Source organism: Streptomyces sp. NPDC055815 (genome assembly GCF_053616475.1).
The window spans coordinates 1-18755 of the sequence record NZ_JBSHDU010000052.1; the positions used below are offsets into that span (position 1 = coordinate 1).

The 18755-nt window shown below is 69.7% G+C and carries 25 protein-coding genes; 19 read left to right on the forward strand and 6 right to left on the reverse strand.

Annotated elements, in window-relative coordinates; genetic code table 11:
• Positions 1-183 precede the first annotated feature (183 nt).
• Entirely contained in the window at positions 184-795 is a 612-nt protein-coding gene (locus tag ACWGN5_RS28130; protein WP_453520186.1) for a phage tail tube protein, read from the reverse strand.
• 124 nt (positions 796-919) lie between these two features.
• The gene (locus tag ACWGN5_RS28135) at positions 920-1327 is read right to left on the reverse strand and encodes a hypothetical protein (protein WP_369145957.1); all 408 of its coding nucleotides are present in this window, start codon (positions 1325-1327) and stop codon (positions 920-922) included.
• Between the two features lie 264 nt (positions 1328-1591).
• Between ACWGN5_RS28135 and ACWGN5_RS28140 the strand changes: the two genes are divergently transcribed.
• Positions 1592-2416: a hypothetical protein gene (locus ACWGN5_RS28140; protein WP_453520189.1), complete on the forward strand. Its 825-nt coding sequence runs from the start codon at positions 1592-1594 to the stop codon at positions 2414-2416.
• Positions 2417-2469: 53 nt separating this feature from the next.
• Here the strand turns inward: ACWGN5_RS28140 and ACWGN5_RS28145 are convergent, their stop codons facing one another.
• The 3 genes from ACWGN5_RS28145 to ACWGN5_RS28155 are packed head-to-tail and all read right to left on the reverse strand — an operon-like array spanning position 2470 to position 3708.
• Positions 2470-2673: a MerR family transcriptional regulator gene (locus tag ACWGN5_RS28145; protein ID WP_030687838.1), complete on the reverse strand. Its 204-nt coding sequence runs from the start codon at positions 2671-2673 to the stop codon at positions 2470-2472.
• Positions 2667-3440, reverse strand: a complete 774-nt coding sequence (locus tag ACWGN5_RS28150; RefSeq protein ID WP_453520191.1) for a hypothetical protein — start codon at positions 3438-3440, stop codon at positions 2667-2669. Before ACWGN5_RS28150 ends, ACWGN5_RS28145 begins: the two co-directional genes overlap by 7 nt.
• Positions 3433-3708 carry a WhiB family transcriptional regulator gene (locus ACWGN5_RS28155; protein WP_453520193.1) on the reverse strand — a complete coding sequence of 92 codons (276 nt, stop codon included), beginning with the start codon at positions 3706-3708 and terminating at the stop codon, positions 3433-3435. The genes ACWGN5_RS28150 and ACWGN5_RS28155 overlap by 8 nt, the downstream gene beginning before the upstream one ends.
• Positions 3709-3959: 251 nt before the next feature.
• Here ACWGN5_RS28155 and ACWGN5_RS28160 point away from each other — a divergent pair, with 251 nt between their 5' ends.
• The 5 genes from ACWGN5_RS28160 to tuf all read left to right on the forward strand — a co-directional run bounded on the left by ACWGN5_RS28160 (position 3960) and on the right by tuf (position 9052).
• Positions 3960-4412, forward strand: coding sequence for a helix-turn-helix domain-containing protein (locus tag ACWGN5_RS28160; protein ID WP_453520195.1), 453 nt, complete (start codon positions 3960-3962; stop codon positions 4410-4412).
• Between the two features lie 283 nt (positions 4413-4695).
• Positions 4696-5067, forward strand: coding sequence for a 30S ribosomal protein S12 (gene rpsL, locus ACWGN5_RS28165; protein WP_003948652.1), 372 nt, complete (start codon positions 4696-4698; stop codon positions 5065-5067).
• 2 nt (positions 5068-5069) lie between these two features.
• Entirely contained in the window at positions 5070-5540 is a 471-nt protein-coding gene (gene rpsG, locus ACWGN5_RS28170; protein ID WP_015035567.1) for a 30S ribosomal protein S7, read from the forward strand.
• 39 nt (positions 5541-5579) lie between these two features.
• The gene (gene fusA / locus ACWGN5_RS28175; RefSeq protein WP_453520197.1) at positions 5580-7706 is read left to right on the forward strand and encodes an elongation factor G; all 2127 of its coding nucleotides are present in this window, start codon (positions 5580-5582) and stop codon (positions 7704-7706) included.
• Between the two features lie 152 nt (positions 7707-7858).
• Positions 7859-9052: an elongation factor Tu gene (gene tuf / locus ACWGN5_RS28180; protein ID WP_116159348.1), complete on the forward strand. Its 1194-nt coding sequence runs from the start codon at positions 7859-7861 to the stop codon at positions 9050-9052.
• Between the two features lie 93 nt (positions 9053-9145).
• On the opposite strand, the gene ACWGN5_RS28185 is transcribed toward tuf, so the two are convergent.
• Positions 9146-11116 carry a PIG-L family deacetylase gene (locus ACWGN5_RS28185; protein WP_453520200.1) on the reverse strand — a complete coding sequence of 657 codons (1971 nt, stop codon included), beginning with the start codon at positions 11114-11116 and terminating at the stop codon, positions 9146-9148.
• Positions 11117-11315: 199 nt separating this feature from the next.
• Between ACWGN5_RS28185 and ACWGN5_RS28190 the strand changes: the two genes are divergently transcribed.
• From ACWGN5_RS28190 to rpsQ, 13 genes are all read left to right on the forward strand, one after another.
• Positions 11316-11678, forward strand: a complete 363-nt coding sequence (locus ACWGN5_RS28190; protein ID WP_453520202.1) for a YciI family protein — start codon at positions 11316-11318, stop codon at positions 11676-11678.
• The gene (locus ACWGN5_RS28195) at positions 11675-12916 is read left to right on the forward strand and encodes an RNA polymerase sigma factor (protein ID WP_453520204.1); all 1242 of its coding nucleotides are present in this window, start codon (positions 11675-11677) and stop codon (positions 12914-12916) included. Before ACWGN5_RS28190 ends, ACWGN5_RS28195 begins: the two co-directional genes overlap by 4 nt.
• 457 nt (positions 12917-13373) lie before the next feature.
• Positions 13374-13682 (forward strand): 30S ribosomal protein S10, encoded by a 309-nt coding sequence (rpsJ, locus tag ACWGN5_RS28200; RefSeq protein WP_003948644.1) that lies wholly within the window; start codon positions 13374-13376, stop codon positions 13680-13682.
• Between the two features lie 13 nt (positions 13683-13695).
• On the forward strand, positions 13696-14340 hold the full coding sequence (gene rplC / locus ACWGN5_RS28205; protein WP_030687820.1) for a 50S ribosomal protein L3: 645 nt from the start codon (positions 13696-13698) through the stop codon (positions 14338-14340).
• A 7-nt stretch (positions 14341-14347) separates the two neighbouring features.
• Positions 14348-14998: a 50S ribosomal protein L4 gene (rplD, locus tag ACWGN5_RS28210; protein WP_041130774.1), complete on the forward strand. Its 651-nt coding sequence runs from the start codon at positions 14348-14350 to the stop codon at positions 14996-14998.
• Positions 14998-15321 (forward strand): 50S ribosomal protein L23, encoded by a 324-nt coding sequence (gene rplW / locus ACWGN5_RS28215; protein WP_041130775.1) that lies wholly within the window; start codon positions 14998-15000, stop codon positions 15319-15321. The genes rplD and rplW overlap by 1 nt, the downstream gene beginning before the upstream one ends.
• Before the next feature lie 40 nt (positions 15322-15361).
• On the forward strand, positions 15362-16198 hold the full coding sequence (gene rplB, locus ACWGN5_RS28220; RefSeq protein ID WP_030208986.1) for a 50S ribosomal protein L2: 837 nt from the start codon (positions 15362-15364) through the stop codon (positions 16196-16198).
• A gap of 12 nt (positions 16199-16210) precedes the next feature.
• Entirely contained in the window at positions 16211-16492 is a 282-nt protein-coding gene (gene rpsS / locus ACWGN5_RS28225) for a 30S ribosomal protein S19 (protein ID WP_015035577.1), read from the forward strand.
• 42 nt (positions 16493-16534) lie between these two features.
• Positions 16535-16882 (forward strand): 50S ribosomal protein L22, encoded by a 348-nt coding sequence (rplV, locus tag ACWGN5_RS28230; RefSeq protein WP_030359020.1) that lies wholly within the window; start codon positions 16535-16537, stop codon positions 16880-16882.
• A complete protein-coding gene (gene rpsC / locus ACWGN5_RS28235; protein WP_015035579.1) occupies positions 16882-17721 on the forward strand; it encodes a 30S ribosomal protein S3 in 840 nt (279 codons plus the stop codon). Before rplV ends, rpsC begins: the two co-directional genes overlap by 1 nt.
• Before the next feature lie 5 nt (positions 17722-17726).
• Entirely contained in the window at positions 17727-18146 is a 420-nt protein-coding gene (gene rplP / locus ACWGN5_RS28240) for a 50S ribosomal protein L16 (protein WP_017239579.1), read from the forward strand.
• Complete coding sequence (gene rpmC / locus ACWGN5_RS28245; RefSeq protein ID WP_017239580.1) at positions 18146-18370, forward strand: 50S ribosomal protein L29; 225 nt, start codon at positions 18146-18148, stop codon at positions 18368-18370. The genes rplP and rpmC overlap by 1 nt, the downstream gene beginning before the upstream one ends.
• A complete protein-coding gene (gene rpsQ / locus ACWGN5_RS28250; RefSeq protein ID WP_030208995.1) occupies positions 18370-18651 on the forward strand; it encodes a 30S ribosomal protein S17 in 282 nt (93 codons plus the stop codon). The genes rpmC and rpsQ overlap by 1 nt, the downstream gene beginning before the upstream one ends.
• The last annotated feature ends 104 nt before the right edge of the window (positions 18652-18755 follow it).

Sequence of the window (18755 nt, forward strand, 5' to 3'; positions counted from 1 at the left end):
GGGGCCGGGGGGGGGGGGGGGGGTTTTGGGGGGGGGGGGGTTGGGGGGGGGGGGGGGGGGGCGCCCGGGGCGCGGGGGGGGGGGGGGGGGGCGCGGGGGGGGGGGGGGGGGGGGGGGGGTGTGGGGGGGGGGGGGGGGGGGGGGGGGGGGGGGGGCCCCCCCCCCGCCCCGGGTGGAGAAGGATCAGACGGTCGCGGAGTACTGGCTGTCCTTCATGAGGAAGGTCGCCAGCGGCTTGCCGTCGCCCTTCGACATGGCGGTGAAGGTGACACCGAGCTGGGAGGCCGCCTTGCGGGCCAGCTTGATGTCGTCGGTCGCGGTGACCTGGCCGCGCGGGATGATGAAGCGGTACTTCACCGCGGTCGTGCCGCCGGCCTTGACGTCGGTGAACTCCAGGCCGAGGGCGCGGACGTCCGCGAACGGACGCTCGGCGATCTCGTACCGGTAGGTGTCGACCGCCGGGGTCGGCTCGGCCTTCACCGCGTCACCGCCCATGAAGAACGGCAGCGTGTCCTCGTTGAACTGGAGCAGCGAGAACTTCAGCGACAGGTCACGGCTCGAGTAGATGTAGTGGACCGGGGAGACCGACTGCCACGAGTCGATGGCCTCCAGCTTGTCCTTCTTCGAGAACGTGACGCCGTCGCCGGAGGTGAAGCCGAGGTCCTTCCAGCCCGCGCCGGACCAGTCGGCGGCGGAGTCCGTGCCGAAGGTGGCGGGGAGGGAGGTGCCGGCGTCGGCGACGTAGAGCTTGCCGACGCCTGCGACGCGGATTTCGGCGGAGTTGTTTCCGGCCATGGTGGGTTTCTCCTTGGGTTGGGGTGAGAAGACCGCCCCGGATCAGGGGATCCGGGTACGGCAAAGGCCCCGCCGAATGGCGAGGCCTGGTCTGTGGGTCGCTGGGTGTCCCCGGGCCGGGTGGCTAGAAGACGTTCAGCGAGAGCTGGATGACGCAGAGGTACCGGTTGGCGCCCCGGTAGAGGTAGTCGGGCATCCAGCGCGGCCCGTCCTGCTCCTCGACGTCGCTGACGAAGGTGGCGCCGAGCTGCTTGCCGATGGTGGCGAGCAGCGCCCGCCGGGCGGCGTTGGCGAGGACGTGGGCCGCGTTCTTGGTCGGCCCGTACACCTCGAACTCGATCAGCGGCTTGTCGACGTGCAGGTCGCCGATCCAGGCGCCGCCGCGGCGGTTCACCAGGACGGCGTTCTGCGTGCCGTCGAAGCCGGCGGGCGCCTGGACGGCGACCGTGACGCCGGCCATCGCCGGGTCGGCCTTGAGGACGTCGACGACCAGCTTCTCGACGTCCGGGAACGCACTCGGGGGAGTGGTCATGACGGTTCTCCTCGGGAGAAGGGGAGGCGGGACGGGCGGTACGGGGGCCGCCCGGGGCGCTCGACGCGGGGGAGGGGCGGGGGCGCGGAGCGCTCCCGGACGGCGTACGGCGGAGACTGCGGCCCGTCTCGCGGGCACAGCTCCGCCGCTGCACCAACTGTGACAGGGAGCGTGCGCGCACGCAACTAGTTCTGCTCGTGACCCTCGGACGGGCGGCCCCGCGGGCCCCCGATAGGTTGAACGGTCCCGACCCAGGAGCCGCCCGTGTCCGCCCGCCCCCGCCTGCTCTACGTGACCGACCTCGCCTACCCGGCCAGGGGCCGGCGCTACGGCGACGAGGACGTCCACCTCACCGCCCGGCTCCGCGAGAGCTTCGACCTGGCGCTCTGTCACCCGCTCGACGCCGCCGCCCTCATGGACGCCTTCGACGCCGTCGTCGTCCGCAACAGCGGCCCGGTCCTCGGCTACCAGCGGCAGTACGAGGCCTTCCGCGCGCAGGCCCTGGCCCGCGGCACCCGCGTCTACAACCCGCTCCACGGCCGCGGCGACATGGCCGGCAAGCAGTACCTGCTCGACCTCACCGCCGCCGCGTACCCCGTCATCCCCACCGCCGACCGGGCCGAGGACCTCCACCGGCTGCCCGAGGCGGAGTCGTACGCGGTCAAGCCCAAGGCCGGCGCCGACTCCATAGGCCTGCGCTTCCTTCCGTACGAAGAACTCGCCGGGCTCGGCTACGGCGAGGTCCTCGTCCAGCCGCGCGTCGACTTCCGGTACGAGGTCTCCTTCTACTTCGTCGACGACCTCTTCCAGTACGCCCTGTACGCCCCCGACCCCGAGCGCCGCTGGGTCCTCGAGCCGTACGAACCGAGCGCCGACGACCTCGCCTTCGCCCGCCGCTTCATCGGCTGGAACACCCTCGACCACGGCATCCAGCGCGTCGACGCCTGCCGCGCCCCCGGCGGCGAGCTGCTCCTCGTCGAGCTGGAGGACCTCAACCCGTACCTCTCCCTCGACCGCGTCCCCGAGGAGACCCGCGAGCGCTTCGCCACCGCCCTCGCCGACTCGCTCCGTCGCTTCCTGGCGGCATGACGAAGCGCCCCGGGTCCGGAAGACCGGACTCGGGGCGCTTCTGTGACGGGTGGTCAGGCGGTACGGGGGCGGCGGCGGGCCAGTCGCTCCGCCGCGAAGACGTCCTCCAGGCGGAAGAGCTGCGCGCGGCCCGCCCGGCCCGCGGCCCGCAGATGGCCCAGCTGGACCCACTTGCGGATCGTCGCGGGCGCCACCCCCGCCTCCTCGGCCGCCAGCGGGCCGGGGACCAGGGTGGGCAGTGCGGGCGAGCTCAGCATGAGGTCTCCTTCGGGTCGTCCATCGCCGCCTCGATCTCCTCGGTACGCGTCCCCGACGCTTCCGAGAGCTCCTCCCACCGTTCCTCCGGCCACAGGTGCCGGTAGGCGGGGTCGTCCTGGCAGCCGCACACCTCGTCCGTGCAGACGCAGGCCGGGTTCACGCACAGCACCGCGCGCCGGTCCGGGAACGCCCGCAGCGACACCGAGTCGCACCAGGGGCAGCGGCCCGAGACCCGCACGATCGTCTCCGAGTCGCCGAGCGTCCTCGCGCAGCGCCGGGCCATCCGGCGGATCTCGTCCCGCACGTGCCGGGCCAGGTCCGGGTGGGCCGCGATCGGGTCGAGCAGGCCCACGAGGCGCCGGAGCCGGTCGATCACCCCGGCGCGGGGCGGGCGGGGCAGCGTGAGCCGGGCGCACACCGCCTCCTCCAGCTCCACCACCCCGTCGGTGATGTCGCGGATGGCGTCGGAGACGTGCAGCCGGATCGGGGCGGCCCCGTGCCCGGGGACGACGAGTCCGTGCCGCTGCTGGAGCAGCAGCGCCTCCCGGCGCTCCTCGCGGATCAGCTCGTCGCGGCCGGCGGGGGAGGGGGCGGGCGCGGTCCCTGCGGGCCCGCGCCGCCCGGGCGCGAGCTCCTCGGCGAGCTCGGGGAACTGCCGTACGAGGGAGGCGGTCCAGAGCGTGATGTCCCGCAGCACCAGCGCGACGGCGGGGTCCGTGGGGGAGACCTCGCCGGCCGGGCGCGCGGGCCTGGTGTCGTCAGTCACGGCGGCCGCTTCCCGTCGCCGCGAGGGCCTTCGCCACGCGGCGGGCGTCCGCCGGGCGGCCGTTGCGCCAGAGGCGGCCCGCGCAGACACCGTCGAAGTAGCTCTCGGCCGGGGCCACCGCCGTCTCGCACTCGTTCCGCACGGGGCAGGCGGCGCAGGCCCGCAGGGCCGGGGCCGCCTCCTTGGCGCGGCGGGCGAAGACGACGGACGGGGAGAGGCCGGCGCACGCGGCGGAGGCCTGCCAGGGGGACGGGTCGGGATGGAACAAGGTTTCTCCACGGTCCGGGGCCCGCCCGGGCCGACCACGGGGCCGGTGGGGCGCCTGGGGCTCAGGGGGCCGACGAGTGCGGCGGCGAGCCAGACTTACACGTTGCGTGCGAGCGCGCAACAAAAATCTGGAGGACTGTGGACCCTCCTTCACCGATTCGACACGATTGCGTGCCCGAAAGCACGTAATTCCGTGCGCGCAAGCACGCTAAGGTATGGGATCCGGAGGGTGGGGAAAGAGGAGCGGTACACATGAGCACTCAAGGGCTCGACGAATTCGCAGGCTGGGTCGAAGGCCTGATGAGACAGTGCGGCTACGACATCGACAGCCCGCGCGGCGGCGGCAAGTCCCGGATCGCGGACGAGGCCGGTGTCCACCGCGCGGCCGTCACGCGCCTGCTGCAGCGACAGAGCATGCCCGACCTGGAGACCATGCGCCGGATCGCCCCGCTGCTCGGCGTCTCCGTCCGCGACATGCTCATCCGATCGGGCCGCGTGACCCCCGAGGAACTCCCGATGGCGGCGGACCTGCTGCCGCCGAGCGACTGGCAGCCCTCCATGGAGGACTTCGCCCGCTGGCTGGGCGTGCCCGACGAGCGCATGGGCGTCTTCGTCAAGGTCGTGAACCAGTTCCTGGAGCCCGACACCGACGCCACCGCCACCGCCGGCGAGGCCGCCGAGCCCCGCCGTACGGCCCGGGACTGACCGGGCACGCTGCCGCCCCCGGCCCGCTCCGGCCGGGGGCGGCGGCGTGTGGGCATTTGTTTTGACCGGAGTCCATGCGATAGGTACGCTCATGCCTTGTGCCTGGGGTGTGCCTGGGCTCCCGTGCGTGTCCTCAACCGCACGGCGAGTCATATACCGGCCACCGTGATCCGCGCCTTTTCCGCCCCGTGCGGAGGTCCGCGAGATTCGACACACCCGACCGCGTGGGTCGGCGAATGTTCCAGGTTAGTTTTACCGACGGCACACAGAAACCGGAGAAGTAGTGCCTACGATCCAGCAGCTGGTCCGTAAGGGCCGGCAGGACAAGGTCGAGAAGAACAAGACGCCCGCACTCGAGGGTTCCCCTCAGCGTCGCGGCGTCTGCACGCGTGTGTTCACGACCACCCCGAAGAAGCCGAACTCGGCCCTCCGTAAGGTCGCGCGTGTGCGTCTGACCTCGGGCATCGAGGTCACGGCCTACATCCCGGGTGAGGGTCACAACCTGCAGGAGCACTCCATCGTGCTCGTGCGCGGTGGCCGTGTGAAGGACCTGCCGGGTGTTCGTTACAAGATCATCCGCGGTTCCCTCGACACGCAGGGCGTCAAGAACCGTAAGCAGGCTCGCAGCCGCTACGGCGCCAAGAAGGAGAAGTAAGAATGCCTCGTAAGGGCCCCGCCCCGAAGCGCCCGGTCATCATCGACCCGGTCTACAGCTCTCCTCTTGTCACCTCGCTGATCAACAAGATCCTGCTGGACGGCAAGCGTTCCACCGCCGAGCGCATCGTGTACGGCGCCATGGAGGGTCTTCGTGAGAAGACCGGCCAGGACCCGGTCATCACGCTGAAGCGCGCTCTCGAGAACGTTAAGCCGGCCCTCGAGGTCAAGTCCCGCCGTGTCGGTGGCGCCACCTACCAGGTGCCGATCGAGGTCAAGCCGGGCCGCGCGTCCACGCTGGCCCTCCGCTGGCTCGTCGGTTACTCCCGCGCCCGTCGCGAGAAGACCATGACCGAGCGCCTCATGAACGAGCTCCTCGACGCCTCCAACGGCCTCGGTGCTGCCGTCAAGAAGCGCGAGGACACGCACAAGATGGCCGAGTCCAACAAGGCCTTCGCGCACTACCGCTGGTAGTCGCAACCCACATCGAGACCGAGAGAAGACTGAAGCCTTATGGCTACCACTTCGCTTGACCTGGCCAAGGTGCGCAACATCGGCATCATGGCCCACATCGACGCGGGCAAGACGACCACCACCGAGCGGATCCTGTTCTACACCGGCGTTTCGTACAAGATCGGTGAAGTCCACGACGGCGCTGCCACGATGGACTGGATGGAGCAGGAGCAGGAGCGCGGCATCACGATCACGTCCGCCGCGACGACCTGCCACTGGCCGCTCGAGAATGTCGATCACACGATCAACATCATCGACACGCCGGGTCACGTCGACTTCACCGTCGAGGTGGAGCGTTCGCTGCGCGTGCTCGACGGTGCTGTCACCGTGTTCGACGGTGTGGCCGGCGTCGAGCCCCAGTCCGAGACTGTCTGGCGTCAGGCGGACCGCTACGGCGTTCCGCGTATCTGCTTCGTCAACAAGCTCGACCGCACGGGTGCCGAGTTCCTCCGCTGCGTCGACATGATCGTGGACCGCCTCGGCGCGACCCCGATCGTCATGCAGCTCCCGATCGGTGCCGAGGCGGACTTCCAGGGCGTCATCGACCTGGTCCGCATGAAGGCCCTCGTCTGGTCCGCCGAGGCCAGCAAGGGTGAGATGTACGACGTCGTCGACATCCCGGCGGACAAGGTCGAGCAGGCCGAGGAGTACCGCGGCAAGCTCGTCGAGACGGTCGCCGAGAACGACGAAGAGATCATGGAGCTCTTCCTCGAGGGCGTCGAGCCCACCGAGGAGCAGCTGTACGCCGCGGTCCGTCGTATCACCATCGCCTCCGGCAAGGGCGGCGAGACCACGGTCACCCCCGTGTTCTGTGGCACCGCGTTCAAGAACAAGGGCGTTCAGCCCCTGCTCGACGCTGTCGTCCGCTACCTGCCGTCCCCCCTGGACGTCGAGGCCATCGAGGGCCACGACGTCAAGGACGCCGAGGTCGTCGTCAAGCGCAAGCCGTCCGACGACGAGCCGCTGGCCGCCCTCGCGTTCAAGATCGCGAGCGACCCGCACCTCGGTAAGCTCACCTTCGTCCGGATCTACTCCGGTCGCCTGGAGGCCGGCACCGCGGTGCTGAACTCCGTCAAGGGCAAGAAGGAGCGCATCGGCAAGATCTACCGCATGCACGCGAACAAGCGTGAGGAGATCGACTCGGTGGGCGCCGGCGACATCGTCGCCGTCATGGGCCTCAAGCAGACCACCACCGGTGAGACGCTGTGCGACGAGAAGAACCCGGTCATCCTGGAGTCCATGGACTTCCCGGCCCCGGTCATCCAGGTCGCCATCGAGCCCAAGTCCAAGGGTGACCAGGAGAAGCTGGGTGTCGCCATCCAGCGTCTCGCGGAGGAGGACCCCTCCTTCCAGGTCCACTCGGACGAGGAGACCGGCCAGACCATCATCGGTGGTATGGGCGAGCTTCACCTCGACATCCTCGTCGACCGCATGCGTCGCGAGTTCAAGGTCGAGGCGAACGTCGGCAAGCCGCAGGTCGCGTACCGCGAGACGATCCGCAAGGCCGTCGAGCGCGTGGACTTCACCCACAAGAAGCAGACCGGTGGTACCGGTCAGTTCGCCAAGGTGCAGATCGCGATCGAGCCCATCGAGGGTGGCGACGCCTCCTACGAGTTCGTGAACAAGGTCACCGGTGGCCGCATCCCGAAGGAGTACATCCCTTCGGTCGACGCGGGTGCGCAGGAGGCCATGCAGTTCGGCATCCTGGCCGGCTACGAGATGACTGGCGTCCGCGTCATCCTTCTCGACGGTGCCTACCACGAGGTCGACTCCTCCGAGCTCGCGTTCAAGATCGCCGGTTCGCAGGCCTTCAAGGAGGCCGCGCGCAAGGCTTCGCCCGTCATTCTCGAGCCCATGATGGCCGTTGAGGTCGTCACGCCCGAGGACTACATGGGTGAGGTCATCGGCGACATCAACTCCCGCCGTGGCCAGATCCAGGCCATGGAGGAGCGCAGCGGCGCTCGCGTCGTGAAGGGCCTCGTGCCCCTCTCGGAGATGTTCGGCTACGTCGGAGACCTCCGCAGCAAGACCTCGGGTCGCGCAAGCTACTCGATGCAGTTCGACTCCTACGCCGAGGTTCCGCGGAACGTCGCCGAGGAGATCATCGCGAAGGCCAAGGGCGAGTAACTCTCCCGAGTTCACGCTTTAGGCTTGACACCAGTCGCCGGGGCCCAGCCCCCCGAAACCCGAGGGATCGGGCCCCGGTTTACTGGCATCCCAGCAAAGATCACCTGGCGCCGATGAAGCAAGGCGTTCAGAACCACTCCAGGAGGACCCCAGTGGCGAAGGCGAAGTTCGAGCGGACTAAGCCGCACGTCAACATCGGCACCATCGGTCACATCGACCACGGTAAGACGACCCTCACGGCCGCCATTACCAAGGTGCTGCACGACGCGTACCCGGACCTGAACGAGGCCTCGGCCTTCGACCAGATCGACAAGGCTCCCGAGGAGCGCCAGCGCGGTATCACCATCTCGATCGCGCACGTCGAGTACCAGACGGAGTCGCGTCACTACGCGCACGTCGACTGCCCCGGTCACGCTGACTACATCAAGAACATGATCACGGGTGCCGCGCAGATGGACGGCGCCATCCTCGTGGTCGCCGCCACCGACGGCCCGATGCCGCAGACCAAGGAGCACGTCCTCCTTGCTCGCCAGGTCGGCGTTCCGTACATCGTCGTCGCCCTGAACAAGGCCGACATGGTGGACGACGAGGAGATCCTGGAGCTCGTCGAGCTCGAGGTCCGTGAGCTCCTCTCCGAGTACGAGTTCCCGGGCGACGACCTGCCGGTCGTCCGTGTCTCGGCGCTCAAGGCGCTCGAGGGCGACAAGGAGTGGGGCGAGAAGCTTCTCGGCCTCATGCACGCCGTCGACGAGTCCATCCCGCAGCCCGAGCGTGACGTCGACAAGCCGTTCCTCATGCCGATCGAGGACGTCTTCACGATCACCGGTCGTGGCACCGTCGTCACCGGTCGTATCGAGCGTGGTGTCCTCAAGGTCAACGAGACCGTCGACATCATCGGCATCAAGACCGAGAAGACCACCACCACGGTCACCGGCATCGAGATGTTCCGCAAGCTGCTCGACGAGGGCCAGGCCGGTGAGAACGTCGGTCTGCTCCTCCGTGGCATCAAGCGCGAGGACGTCGAGCGCGGCCAGGTCATCATCAAGCCGGGTTCGGTCACGCCGCACACCCAGTTCGAGGCCCAGGCCTACATCCTGTCGAAGGACGAGGGTGGCCGTCACACCCCGTTCTTCAACAACTACCGCCCGCAGTTCTACTTCCGTACCACGGACGTGACCGGCGTCGTGACCCTCCCCGAGGGCACCGAGATGGTCATGCCGGGCGACAACACCGCCATGTCCGTCGAGCTGATCCAGCCCGTCGCCATGGAGGAGGGCCTCAAGTTCGCCATCCGTGAGGGTGGCCGGACCGTCGGCGCCGGCCAGGTCGTCAAGATCACTGCCTGATCTTGAACACCTGGTAGCTCGCGAGAGCTGCTGAGCAGTGAGGGAAGGCCCCGCACCGAAAGGTGCGGGGCCTTCTCGCGTTCCCGGGCGGCTCTACGGCCGCCAGCTCCACGGACGGCCGTCCGCGCCCAGGCCCACCACGGTCACCCCGCGCGCGCCCGGGTGGAGCGCGGCCGGTCCCTGGCCGGGACGGGTACGGAGCCGGCCGCCGGCCCTGAGCACCGTCCGGCCCTTCACGTCCGTGCCGAGCAGCACCGTCCCGAGCGCCGGGGACCGCGCGGCGACCACGTCCCCGTACCCGTCGAGACCGGCGTCTCCGGCCGGGCCGGAAAGCCGCGCGGACGCGGGCGCCCGGAACCAGAGCTCGCCGCCCGCGCTCGCCACCGTGGACCCGGAGAGCGGCAGCCGCGCGGACCTCGGCACCCCGTCCACCCAGTGCCGTACGGACTCCCGCCCCGCCGCGTACACATGCACCCGGCCGGCCGGATCCGTCGAGACGGCCGGCCCGTCCTGGACCTCCGCGTCGCCGGGCAGCGGCCGCCACGGGGACCAGGACCCGTCACCCGCACGCACGCGCGTGGAGACGCCCTTGTCCGCGTTCCGTACGAAGAGGTGGACCCGGCCGTCGGGGGCCGTCACCGCCACCGGGGCACCGATCCGGCGGCCCCGGTCGTCCGAGCGCTCCGGATTCCCCAGGCCACGCCAGGCCAGGAAGCCGCCGCCGGGGGAGCGCTGCTCCAGGAGCACCACCTCGCGCCGGTTGGCCCCGCCGTGCCCGTCGAGCGCCGCGAACCGCACCCCGAGCAGCAGCACCCGGCCGTCGGGGAGGACCGCCGAGCCGAGCGCCGGCGCGAGCGGGCCGCCGCCCAGGTCGGCCGGCTCGCCCCAGACGCCGGGGGCGGACTCCCGCCAGCGGACCGCCCGAAGCCCGAGCACCCCGTACGCGGCGAGCCGGCCGTCCGGCTCCTCGGCGAGCGCCGGGGCGGCGCCGGGCCAGCGGTGGTGGGTGGAGCGGACCCAGCCCTTGTGGTTGGTCAGCGGCCGGTCGCCGCCGACGCCGTAGTCGCCGCAGCCCGAGGGGTTCCCGCACTGCCAGGAAGGGGAGCCGCCGTACGGCACGAGCCGGGCCGCCTTCTCCTCCAGGACCGCCGGGGGGAGGTTCTTGGGCCAGTGCCGGTTGTAGTAGCCGCGGAAGGCGGTGGTCGTGAACGCCGGTATGGGTTCGCCGTCCCGTACGGCGTCGCTGACCCAGCGGCACAGCGCGGCCCAGGTGAAGCAGGCGACCGCCGTGTGGTCCCCGTGGTCCGAGTAGCCCGGCTGCTCGGAGTCCCGCTGCCGGGTGGCCTCCTCGCTCAGCTGGATGTCGGGGTCCGGGTCCAGGGTGTGCACGACCGTGGGCCGGTAGCGGCGGAGCAGCCCCACGAGGACGTCGACCAGCCGGTCGTAGTCGTAGGTGTCGGCGCGGGTGACGGGGGAGCCGGCCGACAGATGGGTGCGCAGCTCCAGGGCCCGGTCCTGCCAGAGCGCCGGCACGGCCATGTAGCGGCGGGCGGTGTGCATCGGCAGGTTGAGGAAGACGAGCTCGATCCTGCGGGTGCCGTGCGCGAGGGTGTCGATCTCGGCCCGCCGGCCGCCGGGGAGCGTCAGGACCTCCCGCCGCCACGGAGTGAAGGCCGGGAGGCCGAGCGCCACCGCGTACGACTGGCGCAGGCCCTGGTGGCGGGCGGAGGAGTAGGCCGCCCGGTCCGGGGGAGCGTCGGGCATCCCCGCGATCCGGTTCCGGCCGGTGTGCTCGCCCGCCGTCACGTACACGGAGACGAGCGGGACGCCCGCGTCGAGCAGCCGCTGGGTGTCCGGGTTCATGAAGTACAGGTCGTCGTCCGGATGCGCCGAGAACTGCAGGAGCAGCGCCCGCCGGGCCCGCGCGGAGGCGATCGGCCTGCCCGGCGCCGGATCGGCGGTCGGCGCTGTCCGGCGCGGCTCCGGTACGGAACACCCGGCGGCGGCCGCGGTGACCGCGAGGGCGGCGGCGAGGACCGTCCGCCGACGGGGTGGAGTGTGCACGGGCAGGGCCTTTCGCTCAATCGGTCCACTGGAAGACGGATTTGCGAGTGAGCCGGTTGTGCGCCGGGCGGGGCCGCCGGGAAGATCGCCGGAAAAGATCTCCGAAATCGTGCGGACGGATGTCGAGAGGCCGATCCTGGTTCCGACCGAAGGGTGACAGCGCGCCGACGGGGCGGGCGGGACGGGGAGGACACCCGAGATGAAGTACGTCGCGATGATCTACGGCAACCAGGCCAAGTGGGACTCCTTCCCGGCCGAGGCCTGGCCCGAGGCGATCGCCCGGCAGGAGGCCTTCAACCGGAAGTACCGGGAGAGCGGCGAGCTGATCGGCGCGTACGGTCTCGCCGACGCGGCCGCCGCCCAGCTCGTACGGCGCGAGGGCGGCGTCCCCGCGGTCACCGACGGCCCGTACCTGGAGACCAAGGAGTACCTGGCCAGCTTCTACCTGCTCGACTGCGACAGCCTGGAGCGGGCCCAGGAGATCGCCGCGGACATGCCCTTCGCGGACGTCGACCCCGTCGAGCTCTGGCCGGTCCTGCACGAGTCCGCGGCGGACGTGTGACCGGCGACCACGACATCGAGGACCTGCTGCGCTCCTGCGCGCCGCAGGTCCTCGGCGCGCTCGTCCGCCGGTTCGGCGACTTCGACCTCTGCGAGGACGCCGTCCAGGAGGCCCTGATCGCCGCCGCGCGGCAGTGGCCCGAGGAGGGGGTCCCCGAGCACGCGCGCGCGTGGCTGCTGACCGTCGCCCACCGCAAGTACGTCGACCACGTGCGCAGCGAGGCGGCGCGCCGGCGCCGCGAGGACGCCGTCGCGCTGGCCACCCCGGACTCCGCGCTCCTCGCGCACGCCGCCGACGACGCTCCGGCCGCCGACCGGGACGACTCCCTGGCGCTGCTCTTCCTCTGCTGCCACCCGGACCTGTCGCCGCCCAGCCGGATCGCGCTCACCCTGCGCGCCGTCGGCGGCCTCACCACGGCGCAGATCGCCGCCGCCTTCCTGGTGCCCGAGCCGACCATGGCGCAGCGGATCAGCCGGGCCAAGCAGGCGATCAAGGACGGCGGCCTGTCCCTCGCGCCGCCCGAGGGCGAGGACCGCACCGCCCGCCTCGCCGAGGTGCGGCACGTGCTGTACCTGGTCTTCAACGAGGGCTACACGGCCAGCGGCGGCGAGGAGCTCACCGCGCCCGAGCTGTCCACCGAGGCGATCCGGCTCGCCCGGATGCTGCACCGGCTCGTCCCCGAGGACACCGAGACGGCGGGCCTGCTCGCGCTGATGCTGCTCACCGACGCCCGCCGGCCGGCCCGCACGGGCCCGCACGGGGAACTCGTACCGCTCGCGGAGCAGGACCGGGGGAGCTGGGACGCCGCGCTGATCGCCGAGGGCGTGGAGCTGATCAGCCGCACCCTGCCGCAGGGCCGGGTCGGCCCGTACCAGCTGCAGGCGGCGATCGCGGCCGTGCACGACGAGGCCGCCTCCGCCGAGGCCACGGACTGGCCGCAGATCCTCGCCCTGTACGAGCTCCTGGAGCAGACCGGGCCGAACCCGATGGTCACCCTCAACCGCGCGGTCGCCGCCGCCATGGTGCACGGCCCACGGGCCGGGCTCGATCTGCTCGACGGCCTGGCGGAGGACCGGCGGCTCGCCCGGAACCACCGCCTCCTCGCGACCCGCGCGCACCTGCTGGAACTCCTCGGCGACGGGGAGGGGGCGGCCGCGGCCTACCGGGAGGCGGCCCGTCACACCACCAGCGCGCCCGAGCGGCGGCACCTGACCGAGCGGGCCCGGCGGTTGGGCTGACCGCCCGGGCGACGGGGGAGAGGGGCGCGCGCGGCAGGCGCATGCGCCCGCGCGCATGGCTGTACGTGACGTGGGGTACAGTCTTCGCCCCCGATTGGCGGCCGGAAGGCCCCGTATGGCAGACTGTCCAAGTTGCTCGGTTGAGTGCCGATGCTGCGCGCCTCCCGTCGGGAGGACCGGAAGCGAGTCCCACAGTACTCGTCGCTCCTTCTCAGGAGCGGACGTACGGGAATCTTCTGGGAAGCGTCAGCGGGGTGCCGGCCAGGCGCCCGGTGGGTGTTTGCCCCCGAACTGCGGTCATGGCGACCGCGCCCCCTTGGTTGGGAAATCCTCAGGGATTTCTGCGTAGAGGGAGCGCGACACGCCCGACCGCGTGGGTCGGAGGAAGACGGCGCTTCTCAGGAAGCACAGCGCACCGGGTTCCAGAGCGTTACGAGACAAAGGACTACTAGTAGCCATGGCGGGACAGAAGATCCGCATCCGGCTCAAGGCCTACGACCACGAGGTCATCGACTCCTCGGCGAAGAAGATCGTCGAGACGGTGACCCGCACTGGTGCGTCGGTCGCGGGCCCGGTGCCGCTGCCCACTGAGAAGAACGTGTACTGCGTCATCAAGTCGCCGCACAAGTACAAGGACTCGCGCGAGCACTTCGAGATGCGCACGCACAAGCGCCTCATCGACATCCTCGACCCCACGCCGAAGACGGTCGACTCGCTCATGCGTCTCGACCTGCCGGCTGGCGTCGACATCGAGATCAAGCTCTGAGGTGACGCGCGAGATGGCTAAGAACATCAAGGGCATCCTGGGCGAGAAGCTCGGCATGACGCAGGTCTGGGACGAGAACAACCGGGTCGTCCCGGTGACCGTCGTCAAGGCCGGCCCGAATGTCGTGACCCAGGTCCGTACGAACGACGTCGACGGCTACGAGTCGGTCCAGATCGCCTTCGGCGAGATCGACCCGCGCAAGGTGAACAAGCCCCTCAAGGGCCACTTCGCCAAGGCCGACGTCACCCCGCGCCGCCACCTGGTGGAGCTCCGCACCGCTGACGCCTCCGAGTACACGCTCGGCCAGGAGATCACCGCCGAGGTCTTCGAGGCCGGCGTGAAGGTCGACGTCACCGGCAAGAGCAAGGGCAAGGGCTTCGCCGGTGCGATGAAGCGCCACAACTTCCGTGGTGGCAAGGCCTCGCACGGTGCCCACCGCGTGCACCGCAAGCCGGGTTCGATCGGTGGCTGCGCCACCCCGGGCCGCGTCTTCAAGGGCATGCGCATGGCCGGTCGCATGGGCAACGAGCGTGTGACCACCCAGAACCTGACCGTCCACGCCGTTGACGCCGAGAAGGGTCTGCTGCTCATCAAGGGCGCCGTCCCCGGCCCCAACGGTGGCCTCGTCCTGGTCCGCACCGCGGCCAAGGGGGTTTGAGGAACCGATGAGCACCATTGACATCCTTTCGCCGTCTGGCGACAAGGCCGGGACCGTCGAGCTCCCCGCGGAGATCTTCGGCGCCAAGGTCAGCGTCCCGCTGATCCACCAGGTCGTCGTCGCGCAGCTGGCCGCGGCCCGTCAGGGCACGCACAAGACCAAGACCCGTGGCGAAGTCCGCGGTGGTGGCAAGAAGCCTTACCGCCAGAAGGGCACCGGCCGCGCCCGTCAGGGTTCGACCCGCGCCCCGCAGTTCGCCGGTGGTGGCGTCGTGCACGGTCCCGTGCCGCGTGACTACTCGCAGCGGACCCCGAAGAAGATGAAGGCCGCCGCCCTCCGCGGTGCCCTGTCGGACCGGGCGAACCACTCCCGCATCCACGTCGTCACCGGCGTGGTCGAGGGTGGCATCTCCACCAAGGCCGCCAAGACGCTGTTCGGCAAGATCTCGGAGCGCAAGAACCTGCTCCTGGTCGCCGAGCGCTCCGACGAGGCCGCGTGGCTGTCCGCCCGCAACCTGCCCCAGGTGCACATCCTGGAGCCGGGCCAGCTCAACACGTACGACGTGATCGTCTCCGACGACGTGGTCTTCACCCAGGCCGCCCTCGAGTCCTTCGTGTCTGGCCCCCAGACCGCTGAGACCGAAGGGAGCGACGCCTGATGACTGAGGCCGTCGTCACCAGCAAGACCTTCTCGGACCCGCGCGACATTCTCGTCAAGCCGGTCGTCTCGGAGAAGAGCTACGCCCTGCTGGACGAGAACAAGTACACGTTCATCGTCGCGCCTGGCTCCAACAAGACCCAGATCAAGCAGGCCGTCGAGGCGGTCTTCTCGGTCAAGGTCACCGGGGTCAACACGATCAACCGTCAGGGCAAGCGCAAGCGCACCCGCACCGGTTTCGGCAAGCGCGCCAACACCAAGCGCGCCATCGTGACCCTTGCTGAGGGCAACCGTATCGACATCTTCGGCGGTCCGACCGCCTAACGGCGGTCTGGATCGTCCGGAATCGGACGAGGACTGAGAAATGGGAATCCGCAAGTACAAGCCGACTACGCCGGGCCGTCGTGGCTCCTCCGTAGCCGACTTCGTCGAGATCACGCGGTCCACGCCGGAGAAGTCGCTGGTCCGCCCCCTGCACAGCAAGGGCGGCCGTAACAACACCGGTCGTGTGACCGTCCGTCACCAGGGCGGTGGCCACAAGCGCGCCTACCGCGTGATCGACTTCCGTCGTCACGACAAGGACGGCGTGCCGGCCAAGGTCGCTCACATCGAGTACGACCCCAACCGCACCGCGCGCATCGCGCTCCTCCACTACGTGGACGGCGAGAAGCGCTACATCATCGCCCCCAAGGGTCTGACCCAGGGCGACCGCGTCGAGAACGGCCCGGGCGCGGACATCAAGCCCGGCAACAACCTGGCGCTCCGCAACATCCCGGTCGGTACCACGATCCACGCGATCGAGCTCCGTCCCGGTGGCGGCGCCAAGTTCGCCCGCTCGGCCGGTGCCTCCGTGCAGCTGCTGGCGAAGGAGGGCACGATGGCCCACCTTCGTATGCCGTCCGGTGAGATCCGTCTCGTCGACGCCCGCTGCCGCGCCACCATCGGCGAGGTCGGCAACGCCGAGCAGTCGAACATCAACTGGGGCAAGGCCGGCCGTAAGCGCTGGCTTGGCGTTCGCCCGACCGTCCGCGGTGTGGCGATGAACCCGGTCGACCACCCGCACGGTGGTGGTGAGGGCAAGACCTCCGGTGGTCGCCACCCGGTCTCCCCGTGGGGTCAGAAGGAGGGTCGTACTCGTTCGCCGAAGAAGGCTTCGAACAAGTACATCGTCCGCCGCCGCAAGACGAACAAGAAGCGCTAGGAGCGGGTTTAGATGCCGCGCAGTCTCAAGAAGGGACCCTTCGTCGACGGCCACCTCGTCAAGAAGGTGGACGCCCAGAACGAAGCCGGTACCAAGAACGTCATCAAGACCTGGTCCCGTCGCTCGATGATCATCCCGGCCATGCTCGGCCACACGATCGCGGTGCACAACGGCAAGACCCACATTCCGGTGTTTGTCACCGAGTCGATGGTCGGCCACAAGCTCGGCGAGTTCTCGCCGACGCGCACCTTCCGGGGTCACGTGAAGGACGACCGGAAGTCGAAGCGCCGCTAGTAGCGGGGTGGAATGACCATGACAGACACTGGAAGGACAACCATGGAAGCCAGGGCCCAGGCGCGGTACATCCGCGTCACGCCCATGAAGGCCCGCCGCGTGGTGGACCTTATCCGTGGCATGGACGCCACGGAGGCTCAGGCGGTCCTGCGTTTCGCCCCGCAGGCCGCGAGCGTGCCGGTTGGCAAGGTGCTGGACAGCGCCATCGCCAACGCCGCGCACAACTACGACCACACGGACGCCTCTTCGCTGTTCATCAGCGAGGCGTTCGTCGATGAGGGCCCGACCCTGAAGCGGTTCCGTCCGCGTGCCCAGGGCCGTGCCTACCGGATCCGTAAGCGGACCAGCCACATCACCGTGGTCGTCAGCAGCAAGGAAGGAACCCGGTAATGGGCCAGAAGGTTAACCCGCATGGGTTCCGGCTCGGCATCACCACGGACTTCAAGTCCCGCTGGTACGCCGACAAGCTGTACAAGGACTACGTCAAGGAAGACGTCGCCATCCGTCGGATGATGACGTCCGGCATGGAGCGCGCCGGCATCTCGAAGGTTGAGATCGAGCGCACCCGTGACCGCGTGCGGGTGGACATCCACACCGCGCGTCCCGGCATCGTCATCGGCCGCCGTGGCGCCGAGGCCGACCGCATCCGCGGCGACCTCGAGAAGCTCACGGGCAAGCAGGTCCAGCTGAACATCCTCGAGGTCAAGAACCCCGAGATGGACGCCCAGCTGGTTGCTCAGGCCGTTGCCGAGCAGCTCTCCTCCCGCGTCTCCTTCCGTCGCGCCATGCGTAAGAGCATGCAGGGCACGATGAAGGCCGGCGCCAAGGGCATCAAGATCCAGTGCGGCGGTCGTCTCGGCGGCGCCGAGATGTCCCGCTCGGAGTTCTACCGCGAGGGTCGTGTGCCGCTGCACACGCTCCGCGCGAACGTGGACTACGGCTTCTTCGAGGCCAAGACGACCTTCGGTCGCATTGGCGTCAAGGTCTGGATCTACAAGGGCGACGTCAAGAACATCGCCGAGGTCCGCGCCGAGAACGCCGCTGCCCGTGCGGGTAACCGCCCGGCCCGTGGCGCCGGCGCTGGCGACCGCCCGGCCGGCCGTGGTGGCCGCGGTGGCGAGCGTGGCGGCCGCGGCCGCAAGCCGCAGCAGTCGGCTCCGGCCGCCGAGGCCCCCAAGGCCGAGGCTGCCGCCGCTGCTCCGGCTGAGAGCACCGGAACGGAGGCCTGACCGACATGCTGATCCCCCGTAGGGTCAAGCACCGCAAGCAGCACCACCCGAAGCGCTCCGGCGCGAGCAAGGGTGGTACGCAGGTTGCGTTCGGCGAGTACGGCATTCAGGCCCTCACGCCGGCTTACGTGACCAACCGCCAGATCGAGGCGGCTCGTATCGCGATGACCCGCCACATCAAGCGTGGCGGCAAGGTCTGGATCAACATCTACCCGGACCGCCCGCTGACGAAGAAGCCCGCCGAGACCCGCATGGGTTCCGGTAAGGGTTCTCCGGAGTGGTGGATCGCGAACGTCAAGCCGGGTCGGGTGATGTTCGAACTGTCCTACCCGAACGAGAAGATCGCGCGCGAGGCCCTGACCCGTGCGGCCCACAAGCTGCCGATGAAGTGCAAGATCGTGAAGCGCGAAGCAGGTGAGCTGTGATGTCGGCCGGTACCAAGGCGTCCGAGCTGCGCGAGCTGGGCAACGAGGAGCTTCTCAACAAGCTCCGCGAGGCCAAGGAAGAGCTGTTCAACCTCCGCTTCCAGGCGGCGACCGGTCAGCTCGAGAACCACGGTCGGCTCAAGTCCGTCCGTAAGGACATCGCCCGGATCTACACCCTGATGCGTGAGCGTGAGCTGGGCATCGAGACGGTGGAGAACGCCTGATGAGCGAGAGCAACGTGACTGAGAAGACCGAGCGCAACGCTCGCAAGGTCCGCGAGGGCCTGGTCGTCAGCGACAAGATGGACAAGACCGTCGTCGTCGCTGTCGAGGACCGCGTCAAGCACGCGCTGTACGGCAAGGTCATCCGCCGTACGAACAAGCTCAAGGCTCACGACGAGCAGAACGCTGCCGGCATCGGCGACCGCGTCCTCCTGATGGAGACCCGGAAGCTGTCCGCCACGAAGCACTGGCGCGTCGTCGAGATCCTCGAGAAGGCCAAGTAATTACTCGAGGGGTTTCCCTCGGGTCAGTTCCGCCAGGCTCGGTGGGGTTGCGCCACTCACGTAGCGCAACCCCGCCGGGAACCGGCAGACAAATCAGGAGATAG